The organism is Aeromonas sp. s7(2024) (assembly GCF_040907825.1).
Classification (GTDB): domain Bacteria; phylum Pseudomonadota; class Gammaproteobacteria; order Enterobacterales; family Aeromonadaceae; genus Aeromonas; species Aeromonas veronii.
Window position 1 is genome coordinate 20,459 of sequence record NZ_JBFOCM010000012.1, and the last position, 17,722, is coordinate 38,180.

The window sequence follows — 17,722 nt, forward strand, 5'->3', positions numbered from 1 at the left end:
TGCCCGCGGCAGAGCGCCTGTTGTTCCATGCGCGCGCCCGCAGCCCCCACAGAGAGTAACGGATATGTCCATCAACTGGTTCCCCGGTCACATGCACAAGGCCCGCAAAGAGATTGCCGAGGTCATGCCCCAGGTCGATGTGATCATCGAGATGCTCGATGCCCGCATCCCCTTCTCCAGCGAAAACCCGCTGGTGCCCGAGCTGCGTGGTGATACCCCGGTGATCAAGGTGCTGAACAAGGCGGACCTGGCCGATCCGGCGATCACCGATCTGTGGGTGGCACACATGGAAAAAGAGAAGGGGATCAAGGCGCTGCCGCTGACGCAACAAGAGCCGGAGAAGATCAAGCAACTGCTGACTCTCTGCCACGAGATGCTGCCGGAGCGCAATTTTGAGCTACGCGGCGTGCGGGCGATGATCATGGGGATCCCCAACGTGGGCAAGTCCACTCTGATCAATACCCTGGCGGGGCGCATCATCGCTCGCACCGGCAATGAGGCGGGGGTGACCAAGTCCCAGCAGCGGATCAAGCTGGATAACAACGTTATCCTGACCGATACCCCGGGTTTCCTCTGGCCCAAGCTCAATCCGCCCTCCTGCGGTTATCGTCTGGCCATCACAGCGGCCATCAAGGACACAGTGTTCGACTATGCCGATATCGCCATGTTTGCCGCTGACTACTTCATCAAGGCCTATCCGGAGCGGATCAAGGCGCGCTACCAGATTGACGAGCTGCCCGAGACCGAGATCGAGCTGCTGGAGATGATCGCCCGCCAGCGAGCGTTTATGCGCAAAGGGGGGCTGGCCGACTTGCACAAGGCGTCCGAGATCCTGATCAACGAGTTCCGCTCCGGTTTGCTTGGCCGCATCTCGCTGGAGACGCCGGAGATGGTGAGCGTCGAGATTGTCGAAGCCGCCGCAGAAGCCGAGCAAAAAGCCAAAGAGAAGGCCGAGCGGGAAGAGGAGCGTCAGGCCCGCGCCCGTCGCAAGTACGCCCGCAAGCGTCAGAAATAGTTATCCTCAGGCGTCCCGAGCTTGCCTGACTGCGAGCGAGCTTGTGTGACCCAGATGACGAAACACTAAGAGGCGACCCCAGGGGTCGCCTCTTAGTGTTTTATCTGGTGAAGTGCCGCCCACTTCTCATGGCGTGTCCGCGCTATAAAGCCATGCCATCAGCCAAAACGGTGGCGCGCTGTTTCAAACAGTGACATATGAAGCGGGATCAGCTGCTGCCAGTCGCGGCGATAGCCGCCACCGGGCACCGCCGCGATGGGCAACCCATGCTTGATTGCACAGTCAAATACCATGGCATCGCGCAGGCGAACCCCTTCATCGCTCAAGGAGAGATAACCAAGCTCGTCGGCATGATGCACATCGACGCCCGCCTGATAGAGGATGAGATCCGGCGAATAGAGGCGCAGTGCCAGCGAGAGTGCCTGTTGCAGTGTGGTGAGATAGGCATCGTCCGTCATGCCGCTTGGCAGCGGAAAGTCGAGGTGAGAGGCGGCTTTGTGATGGGGAAAGTTGTGCTCCCCATGGAGGGAGAGGGTGATGATATCGCGCCTTCCGGCGCACAGGGTCGCACTGCCATCTCCCTGATGTACATCGAGATCGACGATCAGCACCTGTTCACAGCGCCCCTCGTCGAGGCAAGCCTGGGCGGCAATCACCAGATCGTTGAACAGACAAAAACCGTTGCCGTGATCCCGATGGGCGTGGTGGTAGCCACCGGAGATCTGCAAGCCGCAGCCCTGCTCAAGCGCATAGCGGCTGGCGGCAACGGTGGCACCCACCGAGCGCAAGGTGCGCTCCATCAGCATGGGTGACCAGGGAAAACCGATCTTGCGGATGGCGCGCTCTTCAAGCTGGCCGTTCAGGGCCGCTGCGACATAATCGGCATCGTGAATGCGACAGATTTGCTCCCGGGTGTCCGACGGCGCTTCGCCAAGGGGGTAACCCTGCACCTGCAGGCGCTCAAACAACCCCTGATACTTGGCCAGCGGGAAGCGATGGCGCTCGGGTAGCGTCAGGGAGGAGTAGAGAGGGTGATAGAAAATGCGCAACGACATGGTGCCATTCTCCCTGGCAAGGTGGTGCTTTCTATATATGAAATCAGCAGATGAATCCATATATGTACTCCCTATATAAAGGGGAAGTGGCTGCGCATAAATCAAGACGCGTCGTGAGTGAGACCGCAGGATATGGAAAAGGGGAGCTTGGCTCCCCTTTCAGTCAATCTCTCAGCCCGGCTTATTGCTGCTGGATAACCCAGATCTGGAAGGCTTTGCGGGTTTCCGCATCTGCCTTATTGTACCAGTTTTGCAACTGGGTCAGGGCTTCCGGATTGCTTTGAGCCTTGCTGGGGGCAACCTGAACCGGTGCGCTGGCGGCAGCCATCACGGCAGCAGAAGAGACGGCCACTGCTTTAGGCTGGTTGAAGGCTTTACCCATGTTGATCAGCTCTTGCTGATAGTCACGGGTCAGCTGGAAGCCTTCTACTTTCGGCATCACGAACTGTTCGCTGCTTACCTGCTGGCCGCTGACCTTGTCTTTCAGCGCCACTTTCTGATCTTTGACAAACTGCTTGGCTTCGGCTTCGTTGCGGGGTTTTTTATAGTCCAGCACCAGCTGTTGGTTGTCGGCGGCAGTGAAGTTCAGCACCAGCGGCTCGGCGGTGACCAGCTTGATATCGCTGCGGCTGGAGTAGTTGCCTTCAAAGGCGACGACCAACTGGTGTTTGCCGGCAGAGAGGGGGAAGGTGCTGGTTTTGTCGAGCAGCTTGGGGTTGATGGATTGACCATCGATCAGCTGGACGACATAAGGGGTGGACACTTCCAATTGGGCATCAGCAAGGGCACTACCGGCCCACAACAGACCAGCCAGGGCCGGTACCAGAACAGTCAGTTTCATTTCATCTCCTTGAACAGTCAGGCGATTGCCCACTGAAAACAGGGGCTCATTTTTACAGGTTTGGCCTACTGCGGCAATGGCTCTTTCTGGTGCTCGATGTTTGCGCAGCTGTCAGTTTGCTTATCAATAGCGGCCGACTTATTTATTCGATCCGCCGTGTAAACGGGGGGAGGGCATCAAGTAACCCCTTGCCATAACGCTTGGTCAGCAGACGCCGGTCAAGAATGGTGACTCGTCCCCGATCGGCCTCTTTACGGATGAGGCGGCCACAGGCCTGGATCAGTTTGCGCGATGCCTCCGGCACTGTCAGTTGCAGGAAAGGGTTGCCGCCTCGCTGCTCCACCCACTCGGCGGTGGCCTCCTCGACCGGCGAGTTGGGCACCGCAAAGGGGAGTTTGGTGATCACCAGATTGGTAAGATAGTGACCCGGCAGATCCAGCCCCTCCGAGAAGCTGCCGGTACCAAACAGGATGCTGGCCTGACCGCCATCGCACTTTTGTTTGTGCAGGGTGAGCAGGGCATTGCGGGAGGCTTCCCCCTGCACCAGCAGTGACAGTCCCTTGGCTCGCAAGCCAATGGCCACCTCATTCATCTGGCGGTAGGAGGAGAAGAGCACCAGACTCGCCTCCTTGCCCGCCAAAATGCGTGGCAGTACGCTGATGAGTTCGTTGGTAAAGGCTGGCGAGTTGGGTTCGTGCTCCATCTTGGGCAGATAGAGCTCGGCTTTCTGATAGTCGAAGGGTGAGCGCAGGCGCAGATAGCGGGTACCGTCGTGCTCCTTGAGCCCCACCTGATGGCGAAAATAACTAAAGGAAGATAGTGCTGTGAGGGTCGCGGAGACCAGCACGGCTCCCAGACATTTCGACCAGAGCCACTCCTCCAGCAGATACCCCACTTCAATCGGTGAGGCGTGCAGCCAGATATCGCCGTCATCGCTCTTGGCCATCCAGCGGGCGAGCGGGGTTTTGCCGGTCGGCACATGGCGCCCCAGCATTTCCCAGAGGGCGCAGAAACTCTCCAGCCGCTGCAGATGAAAACCGCTCTCTGCCAGCAGGGGTTCGGCCTCCTTGCGGCGGATCTCGCCATCTTTCAGCGCTTCACCTATGGCCCCCTGCATCCGATCCAGCGCCCGTAGTGCCTTCTTGCTCGACTCCTTGAGATTCTCTGCCAGCATGGGCAGGGGATCAGGCAATACCCCTTCGGCGAAGCGGTAGTGGGGTTCACTGCCAAACAGCCGATCGTTGGCGCTGAGCCACTGCTCGACCGCCTTCAGATCAGGCTGGATGGAGGCCAGTGCATCCTGCAGTTTGAGTTGGGGGTCGAGCAGGCTCTCCTTATTAAGCGTCCGCGCCAGCTTGCCTGCACTTTGTACCAGCTTCTCCAGCCAACGACGCGAGCCTTTGACGCTGGCCGACGCCGCGCCGTGATCCCGGGCGATGGTGGGCAGGTGATGGGCCTCATCCAGCACATAGATGCACTCATCAGGGGGCGGCAGAATGATGCCTCCGCCCATGGTCAGATCGGAGAGCAGCAGCGCATGGTTGACGACCAGCACATCGGCGCTCTCCATGTCGTTGCGGGCGCGATGAAAGGGGCAGTGCTGGTGATGGCTCAGCGCCTTGTTGCAGGTGTGGCGGTCGGCGGCGATGCGATCCCAGCAAGTGTCGGGAATGGGCTCCGGCCAGTTGTCCCGATCCCCGTCCCACTTGCCATTGGTGTAGGCCTGCCACAGAGCTTGGTAGCGATCTTTGTCGCTGTCAGATGGTTTGGATTTGCTCAGACTGCCAAAGTCGAGCTCGAAGTTGGCCATCTCGGCGCCACTGGCTGCCTGCTCCAGCAGATGCTCGCAGCAGTAGCGCTGACGCCCCTTGACCAGCATAAAGCGAAACGGCAGCTCGCTGTGGCGGTGGTAAAAAGGAAGGTCTTTGAGGATCAGCTGCTCTTGCAGGGCCACGGTGGCGGTGGAGATCACCAGCCTCTTCTGGGTGAGTCGTGCCACCGGAATGGCACCTTGCGCATAGGAGAGAGATTTGCCGATACCGGTTCCCGCTTCGGCAACCAGAATACGGCGCTGTTTGTCGTACTCGCCGGTCAGGGTTTTGGCTATCTCTGCCACCAGAAAGTTCTGCTCTTTGCGCGGCACAAAACCGGGTAATCCATCCGCAATCTGGCGATAGGTTTGACGAATGGTGGCTTTAAGGCGAGTAGAGAGCATGAAGAGAAGGCCAGTTAGGGGTTAATCGAAGAACAAGGATACCCGCAACCCCTCGGTGAGGTCGAGGCAGCAGCCATTATCACGGCAGTTTTACGCTGATCAGACCACTTTGGTTGTTTATCAGGTAGTTAGCGTTATTTGCATGCAAATCAGACTATTTGAGTCCAAATAATCAGCAGAATTAGTTGTAAACGTTTTCCTTTTGCCTTGCCGTCAGGTGAGACTTGGCTCACATTTTTGCCTCCATGACTATGGTTTCCGTAAAAAGTTCCAAGTTTTTTCATTGCGGTTCAAAAAATCCGGTGCTAGTCTCGGCGGCATAGTGATGCAAAGAACATCGCTAACACAGGGAATAACAACAACTTAGTGTTTAATTACAGTAGGCATTGGAAACTATGAAAAAGACAATTCTGGCTATTGCTATTCCGGCTCTGTTTGCATCCGCTGCTAACGCCGCAGTGATCTATGACAAAGACGGTACCACTTTCGACGTATACGGCCGTGTACAGGCTAACTACTACGGCGAAGCTAACGACAAATCAGCAGAACTGGTTGGTGCAACCCGTCTGGGCTGGTCTGGTAAAGTAGCTCTGAACAACACTTGGTCTGCCATTGCTAAAACCGAGTGGCAAGTAGCTGCTGAAAACTCTGGTAGCAATACCAGCGACATCGATCCGCGTCACATCTATGCCGGTTTTGATGGTTCCCAGTACGGTAAAATCATCTTCGGTCAGACCGATACTGCTTTCTACGACGTACTCGAGCCGACCGATATTTTCAACGAGTGGGGCGATGCCGGTAACTTCTATGACGGTCGTCAAGAAGGTCAAATCATCTACTCCAACACCTTCGGTGGTTTCAAAGGTAAAGTTTCCTACCAAACCAACGATGACGTAGCGGTCAAAATCACTGACGTTGGTCAGAAGATCAAAGAAGACGCTATTTGGGGTAAAGACGTTAAGCGTAAGAAAGCTTACGGCGTAGCTGCTGGTTATGACTTTGACTTCGGTCTGGGCTTCAATGCCGGTTATGCCTACTCTGACCTGCAAAACAAAGTTAATGGCCACACTGGTAAGAAAGACGAGTGGGCTGTCGGCGCGCACTACGCTATCAATGGTTTCTACTTCGCTGGTGTTTACACTGAAGGCGAAGTGAAGAACAAGAGCCTGGGCATGAAAGATGACGGCCGTGGTTACGAGCTGGCTGCTTCTTACAACGTAGACGCTTGGACCTTCCTGGCTGGCTACAACTTCAAAGAAGGCAAGGCTAACGCTCAAGCTGCCGGTTCTACTTACAAGGACTTGGTTGACGAGACCCTGCTGGGTGTTCAGTATGCCTTCACTCCGAAGCTGAAAGCTTACACCGAGTACAAGATCCAGGGCATCGACAAGCAAGACGACGAGTGGACTGTTGCTCTGCAGTACAACTTCTAATAAGTTGCACATGAGTAATATCCAGGCTTGAGTCTTTGACCAAGCTACGAATGGCCGAGATAATTTCTCGGCCATTTTCTTTTTTGGCGACAGCGGATTGGCGCCATGATAAATCGCCGGATTGCTGTGTTACGTGATGTTTGGCAAACCATCTGTCTCGATTAATCTCTCCTGCTTCCTGCTTCCTGCTTCCTGCTTCCTGCTTCCTGCTTCCTGCTTCCTGCTTCCTGCTTCCTGCTTCCTGCTTCCTGCTTCCTGCTTCCTGCTTATCTCTTTGATGGGAGGCACTGCTCTCCTTTGCGTCATACAGCAATTGCTCGTAGCAGCTTGGTTTGACCGTGAGTATCTGGCTGCCCTTGCAAGGGGCGGTGCTATTTGCGCGGATTGCGTGGATATTGAGGAGGCATACTTGCTGGATGTGAGGCCGCGCTAGAGTAGGATATTGAAGCCAGTCAGGGGGGGGCGACGTAAGGCCGAGCGTGACTGACGTCAGTGTTTAAATCGGTAACAAATAAAATGGGAAGATGCCCAGGCATCTTCCCATTCTGGCGATATGAGTTAGCGGCTTTTGCAGGATTAGCCGTGTTGGCGGCGGTCGTTGGCCTGGGCCAGCAGCATGCGGCTTTCACGCAGGAACTGGTCGGCATGCTCGCCGAAGAAACCGGAGACTTGCGAGAAGGCCTCGATGAAACCGTCCCTGTCCCCTCGCTCCAAGAGCCCCAGCGCGTCGCCGAAGTTTTGGTAGTAGCGACGGATCATCGCCAGATTCTGCGGTGACGACAAAATGATGTCGGCATAGAGGTGGGGATCCTGAGCGAACAGCCGCCCCACCATGGCGAGCTCCAGCCGGTAGATGGGGGAGCTCAAACTCAGCAGGCGATCCAGATTGGCCTGCTCCCGGGAGAGGTGCCAGCCATAGGCAAAGGTGGCGAAGTGACGCAGTGCCTGAATGAGGGTCATCGCCTCATCGTGGGCCTTGGCTTCTACCTGTTGCAAGCGGGCGCCCCAGATAGTCATCTGATCCAGCAGCCACTGGCTGGCGGCGCCGTCGCGCCCCTGACAGCAGACGATCACCTGCTTGGCAAGGCTCGCCACATCCGGCCCGAACATGGGGTGCAGCCCCAGCACAGGACCCCGGTGCACAGCCTGCATGTGCTCGATCGGCGCCGCTTTCACGCTGGTGACATCAACCAGCAGGCAGTGGGCGGGCAGGTTGCCGAGGCGGTCGATGATTTGGCAGGTGATATCGATGGGCACCGCCACCATCACCAGACCGGCTCCGGCGAGGATCTCGTCAGCGCGCGGCCAGTCTGCTTGTTCCAGCGTCTCGACCCGGTAGCCGGAGAGGCTGAACATATGACCGAACAGCCGGCCAAGCTGGCCCTGACCGCCGATGATGACCACCTTGCCAAGGTCCGGCTTCATACACTTGAAGCCAGTATCTTTTTCACTGGCGTAAGATTCGCGCATCACCCGGCGCAGCACGTCTTCGATGAGATCGCCGGGTACCCCCAACTGCTCGGCCTCGGCGCGGCGGCGGGCCAGCATGCTCGCTTCCCGATCCGGTGCATAGATGGGCAGGCCGTGGCGGCTCTTTACCTCACCCACTTCTCCCACCAGGGCCAGACGGGCGGCCAGCAGATCGATCAGCTGCTTGTCCACCGCATCTATCTTGTCCCTGAGTACATTCAACTCTTCAGCCATATCCAGTCCCTGCTGGCGCCGCGAGCGGCGGCGCCCTGAAAATCAAGATGCAACAAGGTATCACGGCATGAGCGGTTTGATGCCACCAGCGGTGATACCCAGATTGTTCAATAGGTTACGACAAGATACCACGGCTTATCGTGCAGTTCTGCCTTTGAGGGGGTCAGCCAGCTGGTTGTGGCAGCGGGCCAGCAGGGTGGCGGTGGTGTCCCAGTCGATGCAGGCATCGGTGATGGAGACCCCGTAGCGCATCTGCTGCTTGGGCTGCTCGCTGGACTGGTTGCCCTCAAACAGGTTGGATTCGAGCATAACCCCGATGATGGAGCGGTTGCCCTCCTGGATCTGGTGGATGACGTTATCGGCCACCTTGGGTTGCAAACGGTGATCTTTGCTGGAGTTGCCGTGGCTGCAATCCACCACAAGGCTCGGCAGCAGGTGCGCTTTCTCCAGCGCCTCTTCCGCCAGCGACACGTTGACCGAGTCATAGTTGGGATGTTTGCCGCCGCGCAGGATCACGTGGCCATCCGGGTTGCCCTGGGTCTGCAGCAGCGCAACCTGGCCCTGCTGGTTGATCCCCATAAAGGCGTGAGGGGAGGAGGCCGCCTGCAGCGCATTGATGGCAGTCCCCAGGTTGCCGTCGGTGCCGTTCTTGAAGCCGACCGGCATGGAGAGACCGGACGCCATCTCCCTGTGGGTCTGGGATTCGGTGGTGCGGGCGCCGATGGCTGACCAGGAGAAGAGCTCGGCCAGGTATTGCGGGCTGATGGGGTCGAGCGCTTCGGTGGCCAGCGGCAACTCCAGCTCCGCCAGCCAGCAGAGCAGCTCGCGGGCACGGTGCAGCCCCAGCTCTACATCGAAGGTGCCATCCAGATTGGGGTCGTTGATAAAGCCTTTCCAGCCGACCGTGGTGCGCGGTTTCTCAAAGTAGACCCGCATGACAATGTAGAGAGAGTCCTGATAGGCATCATGCAGCGCTTTGAGTCTGGTTGCGTACTCTTTGGCAGCGTCCATGTCGTGGATGGAGCAGGGACCACAGATCACCAGCAGCCGGTGATCGCGGCGGTGAATGATATCGGCGATGGTATTGCGGGCCCCTTGCACGAATGCCAGCGCCTTGTCGGAGATGGGTAACTTCTCCTTGAGCTGGGCAGGCGTGATCATCACTTGTTCGGACTGGATATGGATGTTGTTCAGGGGGTCTCTTTGCATGATTTCATTCTCTCTACTGTATTAAGCCAAAAGCGGTTGTACCTATATATTTACACTGGTACCTACTTTGTTACGCAACCGCCATCACCTTACCAAGGAAAAACAAACAATCAAGTGAAACTAGTGGGTTTACCGCTAAAAAGTCAGATAAAGGAGCTACTATATAGCGCGAACAGGAATAATACAGAGGGTTTTTCGGAGGGTTAAGGGGTTTGTTGTAATTTGATGTTTACGGTTTGAGGGCGTGAAGGCTGCGTTGCCCAGCTGTTTACCCACAGTAAATGGTATCTCTGGGAGACTGCACGCGATGGCAATGATGGTGTGAGGTGGCTATCTGGTCAGCCATAGAAAGAGGGAGCCATCATGGCTCCCTTTGCGGTAGGAAGGGGGATCCCGTCTGGCTGCGGATCAGCGCTTTTGTTTTCCCTGCAGCTCTTTGTTCAGGCGAGTGAGCATCCCCTGGGTGACCAGCACAATGCCCTGCTCGGAGCGGTGGAAGCGACGTGCATCTTCATCGGCGTTTTCACCTATCACCGTGCCTTCCGGCAGTTTGCACCCCTTGTCGATCACCACCCGGCGCAGTCGGCAACCGGCACCAATCTCCACACCCGGGAAGATAACGGCCTGATCCAGGGTGCAGAAGGAGTCGACCCGCACATTGGTAAAGAGCACCGAACTCAGGATGAAAGAGCCACTGACGATGGTGCCCCCGGCAAACATGGAGTTGATGGTCATGCCGTGCTGGCCGTTTCGGTCCTGCACGAACTTGGCGGGAGGAGTCATGTTCTGACTGGTCCAGATGGGCCAGTCCTGATCGTAGATATCCAGCTCAGGCGTGACGGAAGCGAGATCCATATTGGCCTCCCAGAAGGAGTCCACAGTGCCCACATCGCGCCAGTAGGGGCGGCGATCCGGACAGCAGCCGACACAGGACATGCCAAACGGGTGAGCGAATGCGGTGCCCTCTTTCACCACGCGGGGGATCACGTCCATGCCGAAATCGTGATGGGACTGCTCGTTGGCAATGTCCTCTTCCAGCAGCTGATAGAGATACTCCGCATCGAAGATATAGACGCCCATGGAGGCCAGCGCGGTGTCGTCCTTGCCCGGCATGGCGGGCGGGTTAGCAGGCTTTTCGACGAAGGCATTGATCTTGCGATCATCATCCACCGCCATTACCCCGAAGGCGCTTGCTTCACTGCGTGGCACCTCGATGCAGGCAACGGTCACCTTGGCGCCCATATTGACGTGGTCGAGCAGCATGGCGGCGTAATCCATCTTGTAGATGTGGTCGCCTGCCAGCACCACCACATATTTGGGGGCGTGATCGCGGATGATATCCAGATTCTGGTAGACCGCATCGGCGGTACCCCGATACCAGTTCACCTCATCCACCCGCTGCTGGGCAGGGAGCAGATCGATAAACTCGTTCATCTGGTAGCGCAGGAAAGACCAGCCCGATTGGAGATGGCGCAACAGGCTGTGGGATTTGTACTGGGTCACGACACCGACCCGACGAATGCCGGAGTTGATGCAGTTGGAGAGCACGAAATCGATGATGCGGAATTTGCCGCCGAAATGAACGGCAGGTTTTGCACGGTTGTCGGTTAACTGTTTGAGGCGACTACCCCGCCCTCCTGCGAGTACCAAAGCCATGGTCTCGTTCAGCAACTGTCTGGATTTTGCTGTATTGGCAGGCTGTAACAACATCTCATATCCCTTTGTAGATAAATCACTACAATGTTGCCTCCTTTGAGCCCTCAAGAAAGTGCTTTCAGTCACATTTTATGGTTTCTGACGTAATAAAATGACCTTTTTGTTATTAAAAATGACGGGTTGATCCGTCATTGCTTTCAATATGGTCAGTTGTCAATTGAAGCGAGTCGAGCAATAAAAGGGACGGCGAGAGACCGAGAGGAGGGATGAAAAAGCCCCAGCCAATGGTTGGCAGGGGCCCGGTTTGTTGAGACCCGGTAAGCCGGGCCTGGTTAACAAGGTTCAGGCTGCGTTGGCCAGTGGCTCCTCGCTCTTCTTCTGGTAGGCCTGCGGGGTGAGCCCAAGCAGCTCCTGCACGGTCGAGGCGACGGTAATGGAGGAGACGGTGCCCACCAGGATCCCGGCAAACAGGGTGAAGGAGAAGCCGTAGAGGGCGTCACCGCCAAACAGCAACAGAGCGCCCACGGTAAACAGGGTGGTGCCCGAGGTGATCATGGTGCGACTGAAGGTCGCCTTGATGGCCACATCGGAGCATTCGTGGATGCCCATCTGGGTACGCGAGCTCAGCAGATCCCGCAGCCTGTCCGAGATGACGATGCTGTCGTTGAGGGAGTAGCCGATCACCGCCATCAAACCGGCGATGATGTTCAGATCGAATTCGATCTGAAAGAGTGACAGCAGCCCCAGCGCTACGATGGCGTCATGCACTACCGAGAGCAGAATGCCGATGGCCTGACGCCACTCGAAGCGAAACGCCAGATAGGCCGACATCGCCAGCGAAGCGACCAGCACGGCCAGCATCCCCTGCTGGAACAGTTCGGCACCCACCTGAGGGCCGACGATGGTGGTGCGCAGCAACTCGACCGGCATCCCCAGCTGTTGGGTCAGCATGGTGGCGAGATCTGCCGCGGGCCAGGGCAGTTCGTGGGGGGGCAGCTTGATCAGCCACTCGCCGGGAATACCGGCCGAGCTCAGCTCAACGGCTCCCGCCAGCGGGGAGACCAGCATGGCATTGAGCTCATGGGCCTCTTTCAGGGTCTGGATATGAAACTCCAGCAGGATCCCGCCGGTAAAATCGAGCCCCAGTGTCAGGCCGTTCACCAGCAAGATGGCGACGCTGGCCACGGTCAGCAGGATGGAAGCCCACAGGCCGATATAACGCCAACGGGTCAGCCCCATGGCAACGATCATTCTCAACATAATTCTCTCCTTGGCCAGCCAGCATCAGGCTGTTGGCCCATCACGACGTGTCGCGACACGCCGGGAAATAGTGTTCTGCTTTGGCCGCTCCGGTCATATCCATGGCCGATGGCGCAGCCAAAGCCGCTCATCAGAGGGACTGCTGTCCCGTTACACCTTCAGCGTGCGCTCGCTGCTGCGTCCCCACAGGGGGTTGATGATGGCGCGCGTCCCCCAGATCCCGGTGATCATGCTGGAGAGCAGACCCAGAATGAGGGTGATGGAGAAGCCCTGCAGCGGCCCGGAGCCGATGGAGTAGAGCACCACGGCGCAGATGAGCGTAGTGATGTTGGCATCGAATATGGTGTGGAAGGCCGAGCGATAGCCAAAGTCGATGGCGTTGGCCAGTGAGCCACCCTCTCGCAGCCGATCCCTGATCCGCTCGAAGATCAGCACATGGGTATCTACCGCCATGCCCACCGTCAGCACCAGACCGGCGATCCCCGGCAGGGTCAGCACGGCACCCGGCAGCACTGCCAGCATGCCGACCTGCATCAACAGGTTGGCGACCAGCGCCGTGATGGCAACCCAGCCGAATTTGCGGTACCAGGCCATCATGAACAGCATCATGCCCGCCATGCCGAAGGCCAGCGCGGTGAAGCCCGCCTCGATATTCTGCATCCCCAGCGTCGGGCCAATACTGCGTTCTTCCAGGATCTTGAGCGGGGCGGTGAGGGCGCCGGCACGCAGCAGCATGGCCAGCTCTTGCGCTTCCGGCAGACTGCCAATGCCGGTGATGCGGAACTGGTTGCCAAGGGCGGTCTGGATGGTGGCGACGTTGATCACCTCGCTCTGGGCACGCAATTTACCCTGAGCGTTGGTTTTGTACTCGGTGAAGACGGTCGCCATCGGCTTGCCCACATGCTGGCGGCTGAACTGGTTCATCTTGCTGCCACCCAGGGTATCGAGCACGATATTGACCTGGGGTTGACCCATTTCGCCCATATTGGCGCGGGCATCGACGATGTGCTCGCCGGTGAGTACCGGCTTGCGCGCCATGCCGACGGCCTGACCGTTGCGATCGGCGATATAGAAGTGGCTGTCGGCTTTGGCCTCGTAGAAGGCCAGCGAGGCGGTGGCCCCGATCACCTCTTTCGCCTGCTTGGGGTTGTGCACCCCGGGCAGTTCGATACGGATACCATCCTGCCCCTGACGAACCACCGAGGCCTCGACGATGCCGAGCTCATTGATCCGTTTTTTCAGGATCGACAGGTTCTGGGTCACGGCGTTGTTGACCAGCAGGGTACGCTCCGCCTCGCTCAGCACCAGTTTCAGGTCATTGCCGGAGCGGGTCAGCTTCCACTGATCCTGACGGGTACCGGCACTCTCTTTGATGATAGAGAGCCAGCTCTCCTGTTCGGCGACCTCCGGCAGGGTGACGGCTACGGCGCCCTGTGCGCTGCGCGTGACGCTGGCGCCGCGCAGATTGGCTTCACGGAAGCGGGTGCGCAGGGTGTCCACCAGATTCTTGGTCTGGTTGTCGATGACAAAATCCACGTCCACCCCGATCAGCAGCTGGGAGCCGCCACGCAGGTCCAGCCCCAGCTTGATGGGGTCGGCGCCGAGGCGAGTGATCCAGGCCGGCGCGTTGGAGTGAAACTCCAGGGTCAGGGCGGCACTGTCGACCCCTTGCAGCTCCAGCAACTGCTTGGCGCGCTGCTGTTCACCCTGGCTGGCAAAGACCAGCTCGACTCGCTCAGGTTGCTCGATCACCTTGAGCGGGGTCAGGTGTTTGTCGCTCAGCAGCATCTGTTGCTGGGTGGTCAGGCGCGGCTGTCCGTGCAGGCCGAGGGAGGGCTGCTCACCAAAAAAGGTGGGCAGGGAGTAAAAGGTAAAGGTCAACAGCATCAACAGCAGCAGTGCGTACTGCCACTTGCTCATGCGGTTGAGAACGGTGCGATTGCTCTTTCTCATGGCAAACAAGCCTCTGTCAGGAGAATGGTGCCTAGGCCGATAGCAACAAGGCTCGGCAAGGCGCAAAAAATGGGATGCATCAGATGCGGATCAGGCAGCCGCCGGATCCGTCAGGAAGAGGAGATGAGCAAACAGTGGATGTGCCAGCCCCTCCGGGGTCAGGCGCTCAGATAGCTCTGGGTGAAGCGATATTGCAGATGTTGGCGCTGTAGATGGCGCCGGTGGATCGCACCGAAGCGATCGCGAAAACTCTGTTTGTGATAGAGCTCGGGGGCCAGCATCAGCCAGCCGAGCAGCAACAGCAGGATGGCCTGGGCCGACCAGCTCTGGATCAGCTCGTAGACCACACTCTTGGGCTGGTTGTCACTGCGCAGGGATTGTTCGAGACGCAGCAGGTGATTCTGATGGCTGCCGACAAACTTGATGATGCCATCATCGCTGTCGCTAAGCTGATTGAACACCTGAGTCTGCTGCTGTTCACTCTGGGGAGATGCGGGTAGCAACGGGCCTTCCATTCGGGCGATGGAACAAAGCAGGGTGAGGGCGATAACCAGAGTTACCAGCACCAGTTTTACTTTGTCGATAAGGCGCAAAAAGTTAATTCCCGATAAATAGAAAGGGCAAACTACCATAAGCGCCCGGTTTGAACAAGGTTGCCCCGGGCTCATGGCACCATTCGATGCCGCTCGTCAGCTGCCGCTCATCTGCTTGAAGTCGCGGGAATAGCCCTTGAGCAGGGAGTAGAGATGGGCCCGCTGGGAGATATCCAGTGACTGGCTCATGGCGCTCAGCCAGTTGACGGTACGCTGGCACGACTGTTCGGTATAGCCGGTAAAGCGGCCATCCATCAGCCCATCCCCCTCGGCCAGCAGGTCGGTCAGCTCGCGGGTAAAGTCGGGACTCTGGCGCTGCTTCATCAGCCTGTCCAGCTCCTGGGTCCAGGACTCCTGAAACTCGAGCCAGGGGGGCATCAGCTCGTATTGCCATTCGGCCCACTGGGCCACCAGTGGCGCCTGTGCCGGTTTCACCTCGCCAATCCAGAACTCGAGTCGCTTGTTCATCTTGTCGCGAAACTCCGCCAGCATCTGCTCTTTGGGCTCAGTGGCAAAGTCCTTTTGCCGCTCCTGTTGCCGCTTGACCCGATCGGTCATAAAGCGGGCCACCTGCTCGTCGGTCAGGGTGCGCGCCAGCCTGACCGCACGGGGGATGGTGTTTTCCAGTGTGCGGGTCAGGCTCTGCTGCACCGCATCGAGATTGGTCGAGATCTGCTCCGGCGTCATGGGGCTGGCCACTGCCTTAGCCAGCGCGTCGAGATCCTTGGCGTAGCGCGGCAGCTCGTGTTGGCGATGCCAGGCCATCAGCCCCTTCACTTCGCGGCTGAGCAGATCCTTCTGCGAATAGGAGAGGGCAAAGTAGTCATCCAGCTGCCAGATGATGGCGGTATCGAGCCAGTAGTAGATCACCCGAGTGGAGCAGCCGGTCAGCAGCAGGCCGATCAGCAGCAGACCCCAGGTTTTCGGCTTGTGCCAGCGCACCTTGTTTATCATCTGTTACTCCAGTCGTTGCCGGTTGATGGCGATCAGGGTGTCATAGTCGAGTGAGGGCTGTTGCTCTGCCATCAGCAGGGCCCAGAGCAGGCCGATATAGTCGACCCAGGGTAAAAAAGCCTCGCTCTGAAAATTGGGCCACTGGTGGCGCGGCACGGCCTGCAGATAGTGCACTTCCAGCTCGTCGCGCCGCTCGGCGGGCCACTCATGGGTGCGCTGGATGCTGGCGAGCTCAAAGCCGGGGTGACCTGCCGCGCCATACTCCCAGTCGATGACCCAGGGTTTGCTTCCCAACAAGTTAGCCGGATTGAGATCATGGTGGCAAGGGCGCCAGCAATCATTTGGCTCACTGCTGACGAGCAAGCTCCGCTCCAGGGCGGGCAGCCAGGAGGGGATGTGGGCCAGTCTGGCGCGATAGCCCGCGGCGTGGGCTCGCACCGCCATCACCACCGCAGGTAGCGGCAGGCGATGGAGCTTGCGCAGCACCTCAGCCAGCAGACGGGGCTGATCGACTGCTGGTGGCGCCGCGTGTACCCAGTTTGGCTCATCGCACCATTCGAGCAGCATCAGACCGCTGGCGGGATCGCCATAGTGGCAGGGTAGCGCCAACCCTTCTGCCATCGCTCCCTGATAAAGCTGCCACTCGGTGGGACGGTCGATGCCAAGGCGCACCGGGTCGGAGTGGCCCTGACGCAAAAAGTAACTGCGCCCCGAGGGGAGGCGCAGTCGATAGTTGCAGTTGGTCAGACCTAACCCGAGTGGTTCCAGCAGCCCCTCCCGCCAGGGGGCGGGTAGGCTGGCCAGTAGCGGATCACAGTTGCCTGTCACCAGGAGCCTGTTACCAGCCAAAGGTGGATTTCTTCGCCTGTTTGCGGATCTCTTTCTGGTCAGCCCACAGCAGTTCGCCGTTTTGCAGATCCATCAGGTTCATGGTCATCTGGTAGTAGACATCCTTCACCTTCCCATTGTCTTTGACGATGCTAGCGAGGTTGCCATAGACCATGTAGCGGGCACCAGTCTGCTTGCCCAGACGCACCATGGAGGCAGTATCCACCATGCCGCTGCCCTGCTGGTATTCGAGCTGCTGCTTGACGGCGGCCACCTTGCTCATGTCGACGAAGCGGAACTTGCCGGCCCGCAGCAACTTGGTGCGGATGCTATCGGTGATGGCTTCGGTATCGATGTGCTCGGAGGTCTTGTTGCGGATGGAGTCCATAAACATCACCGGACGACCGCCTGCGGTGATCTCGCTGGTGGCAGGGGTGGCTAGCATGGAGTCCGCCATCTTGTCGGCGATGGCCTGCAGGTCGCTTGAGCCGTAATCGACGGTGACGGTTTCGGTTTCAGTGGGATCGCCATAGCTGACGGTGGTGCTGGAGCAGCCGCCCAAGAGCAAGGCGCCGGTCAATATCAGCAGGGCATGATTCATTTTCATCAGTAGGATTCCTCAATCACTTCGCGTACGTAAATCCGGTAACCCTGCGCCGCCGGGCTGGGCGCCAGGGCCGAGAGGGTGCGGGTCTGATAGCCATGCAGCTTGATGGGGGTCCAGCCGCGGCCATCGCTGGCGACCTCCTGACCGGCCTCATCATACCAATAGAAGATATATTGCAGCTTGTTATCGCCGCGCTGGGTGCTGGCGGCGGCCACATTGACCTGCAGCAGGCCATTTTGCTGGCGGCGGCTCAGCTCGGTCAGGGTGACGTTGACGTTTTGATGCTGCTCCAGCGTGGGTGCACCGCCCGCCGGGCCATAGAGCGCCACGCCGGAGGTGTTGGTGGCACAGCCGGTCAGCAGCAGCGCGAGCCCGAGGGCCAACCCGTATGCTTTCATC

15 protein-coding genes are annotated in these 17,722 nt (G+C 58.4%); 2 read left to right on the forward strand and 13 right to left on the reverse strand.

The window, feature by feature from the left end; translation table 11 throughout:
• Positions 1-64: 64 nt before the first annotated feature.
• Entirely contained in the window at positions 65-1,015 is a 951-nt protein-coding gene (ylqF, locus tag AB5Y73_RS03505) for a ribosome biogenesis GTPase YlqF (protein ID WP_005334061.1), read from the forward strand.
• A gap of 158 nt (positions 1,016-1,173) precedes the next feature.
• Here ylqF and AB5Y73_RS03510 read toward each other — a convergent pair whose 3' ends face one another.
• The 3 genes from AB5Y73_RS03510 to dinG form a co-directional block, all read right to left on the reverse strand.
• On the reverse strand, positions 1,174-2,070 hold the full coding sequence (locus AB5Y73_RS03510) for a histone deacetylase (protein ID WP_118853625.1): 897 nt from the start codon (positions 2,068-2,070) through the stop codon (positions 1,174-1,176).
• A gap of 181 nt (positions 2,071-2,251) precedes the next feature.
• Entirely contained in the window at positions 2,252-2,911 is a 660-nt protein-coding gene (locus AB5Y73_RS03515) for a DUF2057 domain-containing protein (protein ID WP_118853626.1), read from the reverse strand.
• Between the two features lie 142 nt (positions 2,912-3,053).
• Positions 3,054-5,126, reverse strand: a complete 2,073-nt coding sequence (gene dinG / locus AB5Y73_RS03520) for an ATP-dependent DNA helicase DinG (RefSeq protein WP_118853627.1) — start codon at positions 5,124-5,126, stop codon at positions 3,054-3,056.
• Positions 5,127-5,521: 395 nt separating this feature from the next.
• Between dinG and AB5Y73_RS03525 the strand changes: the two genes are divergently transcribed.
• Positions 5,522-6,559 carry a porin gene (locus tag AB5Y73_RS03525; protein ID WP_021231018.1) on the forward strand — a complete coding sequence of 346 codons (1,038 nt, stop codon included), beginning with the start codon at positions 5,522-5,524 and terminating at the stop codon, positions 6,557-6,559.
• A 576-nt stretch (positions 6,560-7,135) separates the two neighbouring features.
• On the opposite strand, the gene tyrA is transcribed toward AB5Y73_RS03525, so the two are convergent.
• The 10 genes from tyrA to AB5Y73_RS03575 all read right to left on the reverse strand — a co-directional run bounded on the left by tyrA (position 7,136) and on the right by AB5Y73_RS03575 (position 17,721).
• Positions 7,136-8,263: a bifunctional chorismate mutase/prephenate dehydrogenase gene (gene tyrA, locus AB5Y73_RS03530; protein WP_118853628.1), complete on the reverse strand. Its 1,128-nt coding sequence runs from the start codon at positions 8,261-8,263 to the stop codon at positions 7,136-7,138.
• A gap of 135 nt (positions 8,264-8,398) precedes the next feature.
• Positions 8,399-9,472, reverse strand: a complete 1,074-nt coding sequence (locus AB5Y73_RS03535) for a 3-deoxy-7-phosphoheptulonate synthase (RefSeq protein ID WP_118853629.1) — start codon at positions 9,470-9,472, stop codon at positions 8,399-8,401.
• 408 nt (positions 9,473-9,880) lie between these two features.
• Positions 9,881-11,182 (reverse strand): glucose-1-phosphate adenylyltransferase, encoded by a 1,302-nt coding sequence (gene glgC, locus AB5Y73_RS03540; RefSeq protein WP_107685183.1) that lies wholly within the window; start codon positions 11,180-11,182, stop codon positions 9,881-9,883.
• 288 nt (positions 11,183-11,470) lie between these two features.
• Positions 11,471-12,388 carry a protein translocase subunit SecF gene (gene secF, locus AB5Y73_RS03545; RefSeq protein WP_005334046.1) on the reverse strand — a complete coding sequence of 306 codons (918 nt, stop codon included), beginning with the start codon at positions 12,386-12,388 and terminating at the stop codon, positions 11,471-11,473.
• A 150-nt stretch (positions 12,389-12,538) separates the two neighbouring features.
• A complete protein-coding gene (gene secD / locus AB5Y73_RS03550; RefSeq protein ID WP_181497196.1) occupies positions 12,539-14,341 on the reverse strand; it encodes a protein translocase subunit SecD in 1,803 nt (600 codons plus the stop codon).
• A gap of 158 nt (positions 14,342-14,499) precedes the next feature.
• Positions 14,500-14,934: a hypothetical protein gene (locus AB5Y73_RS03555; protein WP_005334044.1), complete on the reverse strand. Its 435-nt coding sequence runs from the start codon at positions 14,932-14,934 to the stop codon at positions 14,500-14,502.
• A gap of 96 nt (positions 14,935-15,030) precedes the next feature.
• A complete protein-coding gene (locus tag AB5Y73_RS03560; RefSeq protein WP_181497197.1) occupies positions 15,031-15,888 on the reverse strand; it encodes a DUF6279 family lipoprotein in 858 nt (285 codons plus the stop codon).
• Positions 15,889-15,891: 3 nt separating this feature from the next.
• Positions 15,892-16,716: a choline/ethanolamine kinase family protein gene (locus AB5Y73_RS03565; RefSeq protein WP_236095697.1), complete on the reverse strand. Its 825-nt coding sequence runs from the start codon at positions 16,714-16,716 to the stop codon at positions 15,892-15,894.
• Between the two features lie 10 nt (positions 16,717-16,726).
• Entirely contained in the window at positions 16,727-17,323 is a 597-nt protein-coding gene (gene lpoB, locus AB5Y73_RS03570; RefSeq protein ID WP_181497199.1) for a penicillin-binding protein activator LpoB, read from the reverse strand.
• Positions 17,323-17,721, reverse strand: coding sequence for a YcfL family protein (locus tag AB5Y73_RS03575; protein WP_005334038.1), 399 nt, complete (start codon positions 17,719-17,721; stop codon positions 17,323-17,325). Before AB5Y73_RS03575 ends, lpoB begins: the two co-directional genes overlap by 1 nt.
• Position 17,722 lies beyond the last annotated feature (1 nt).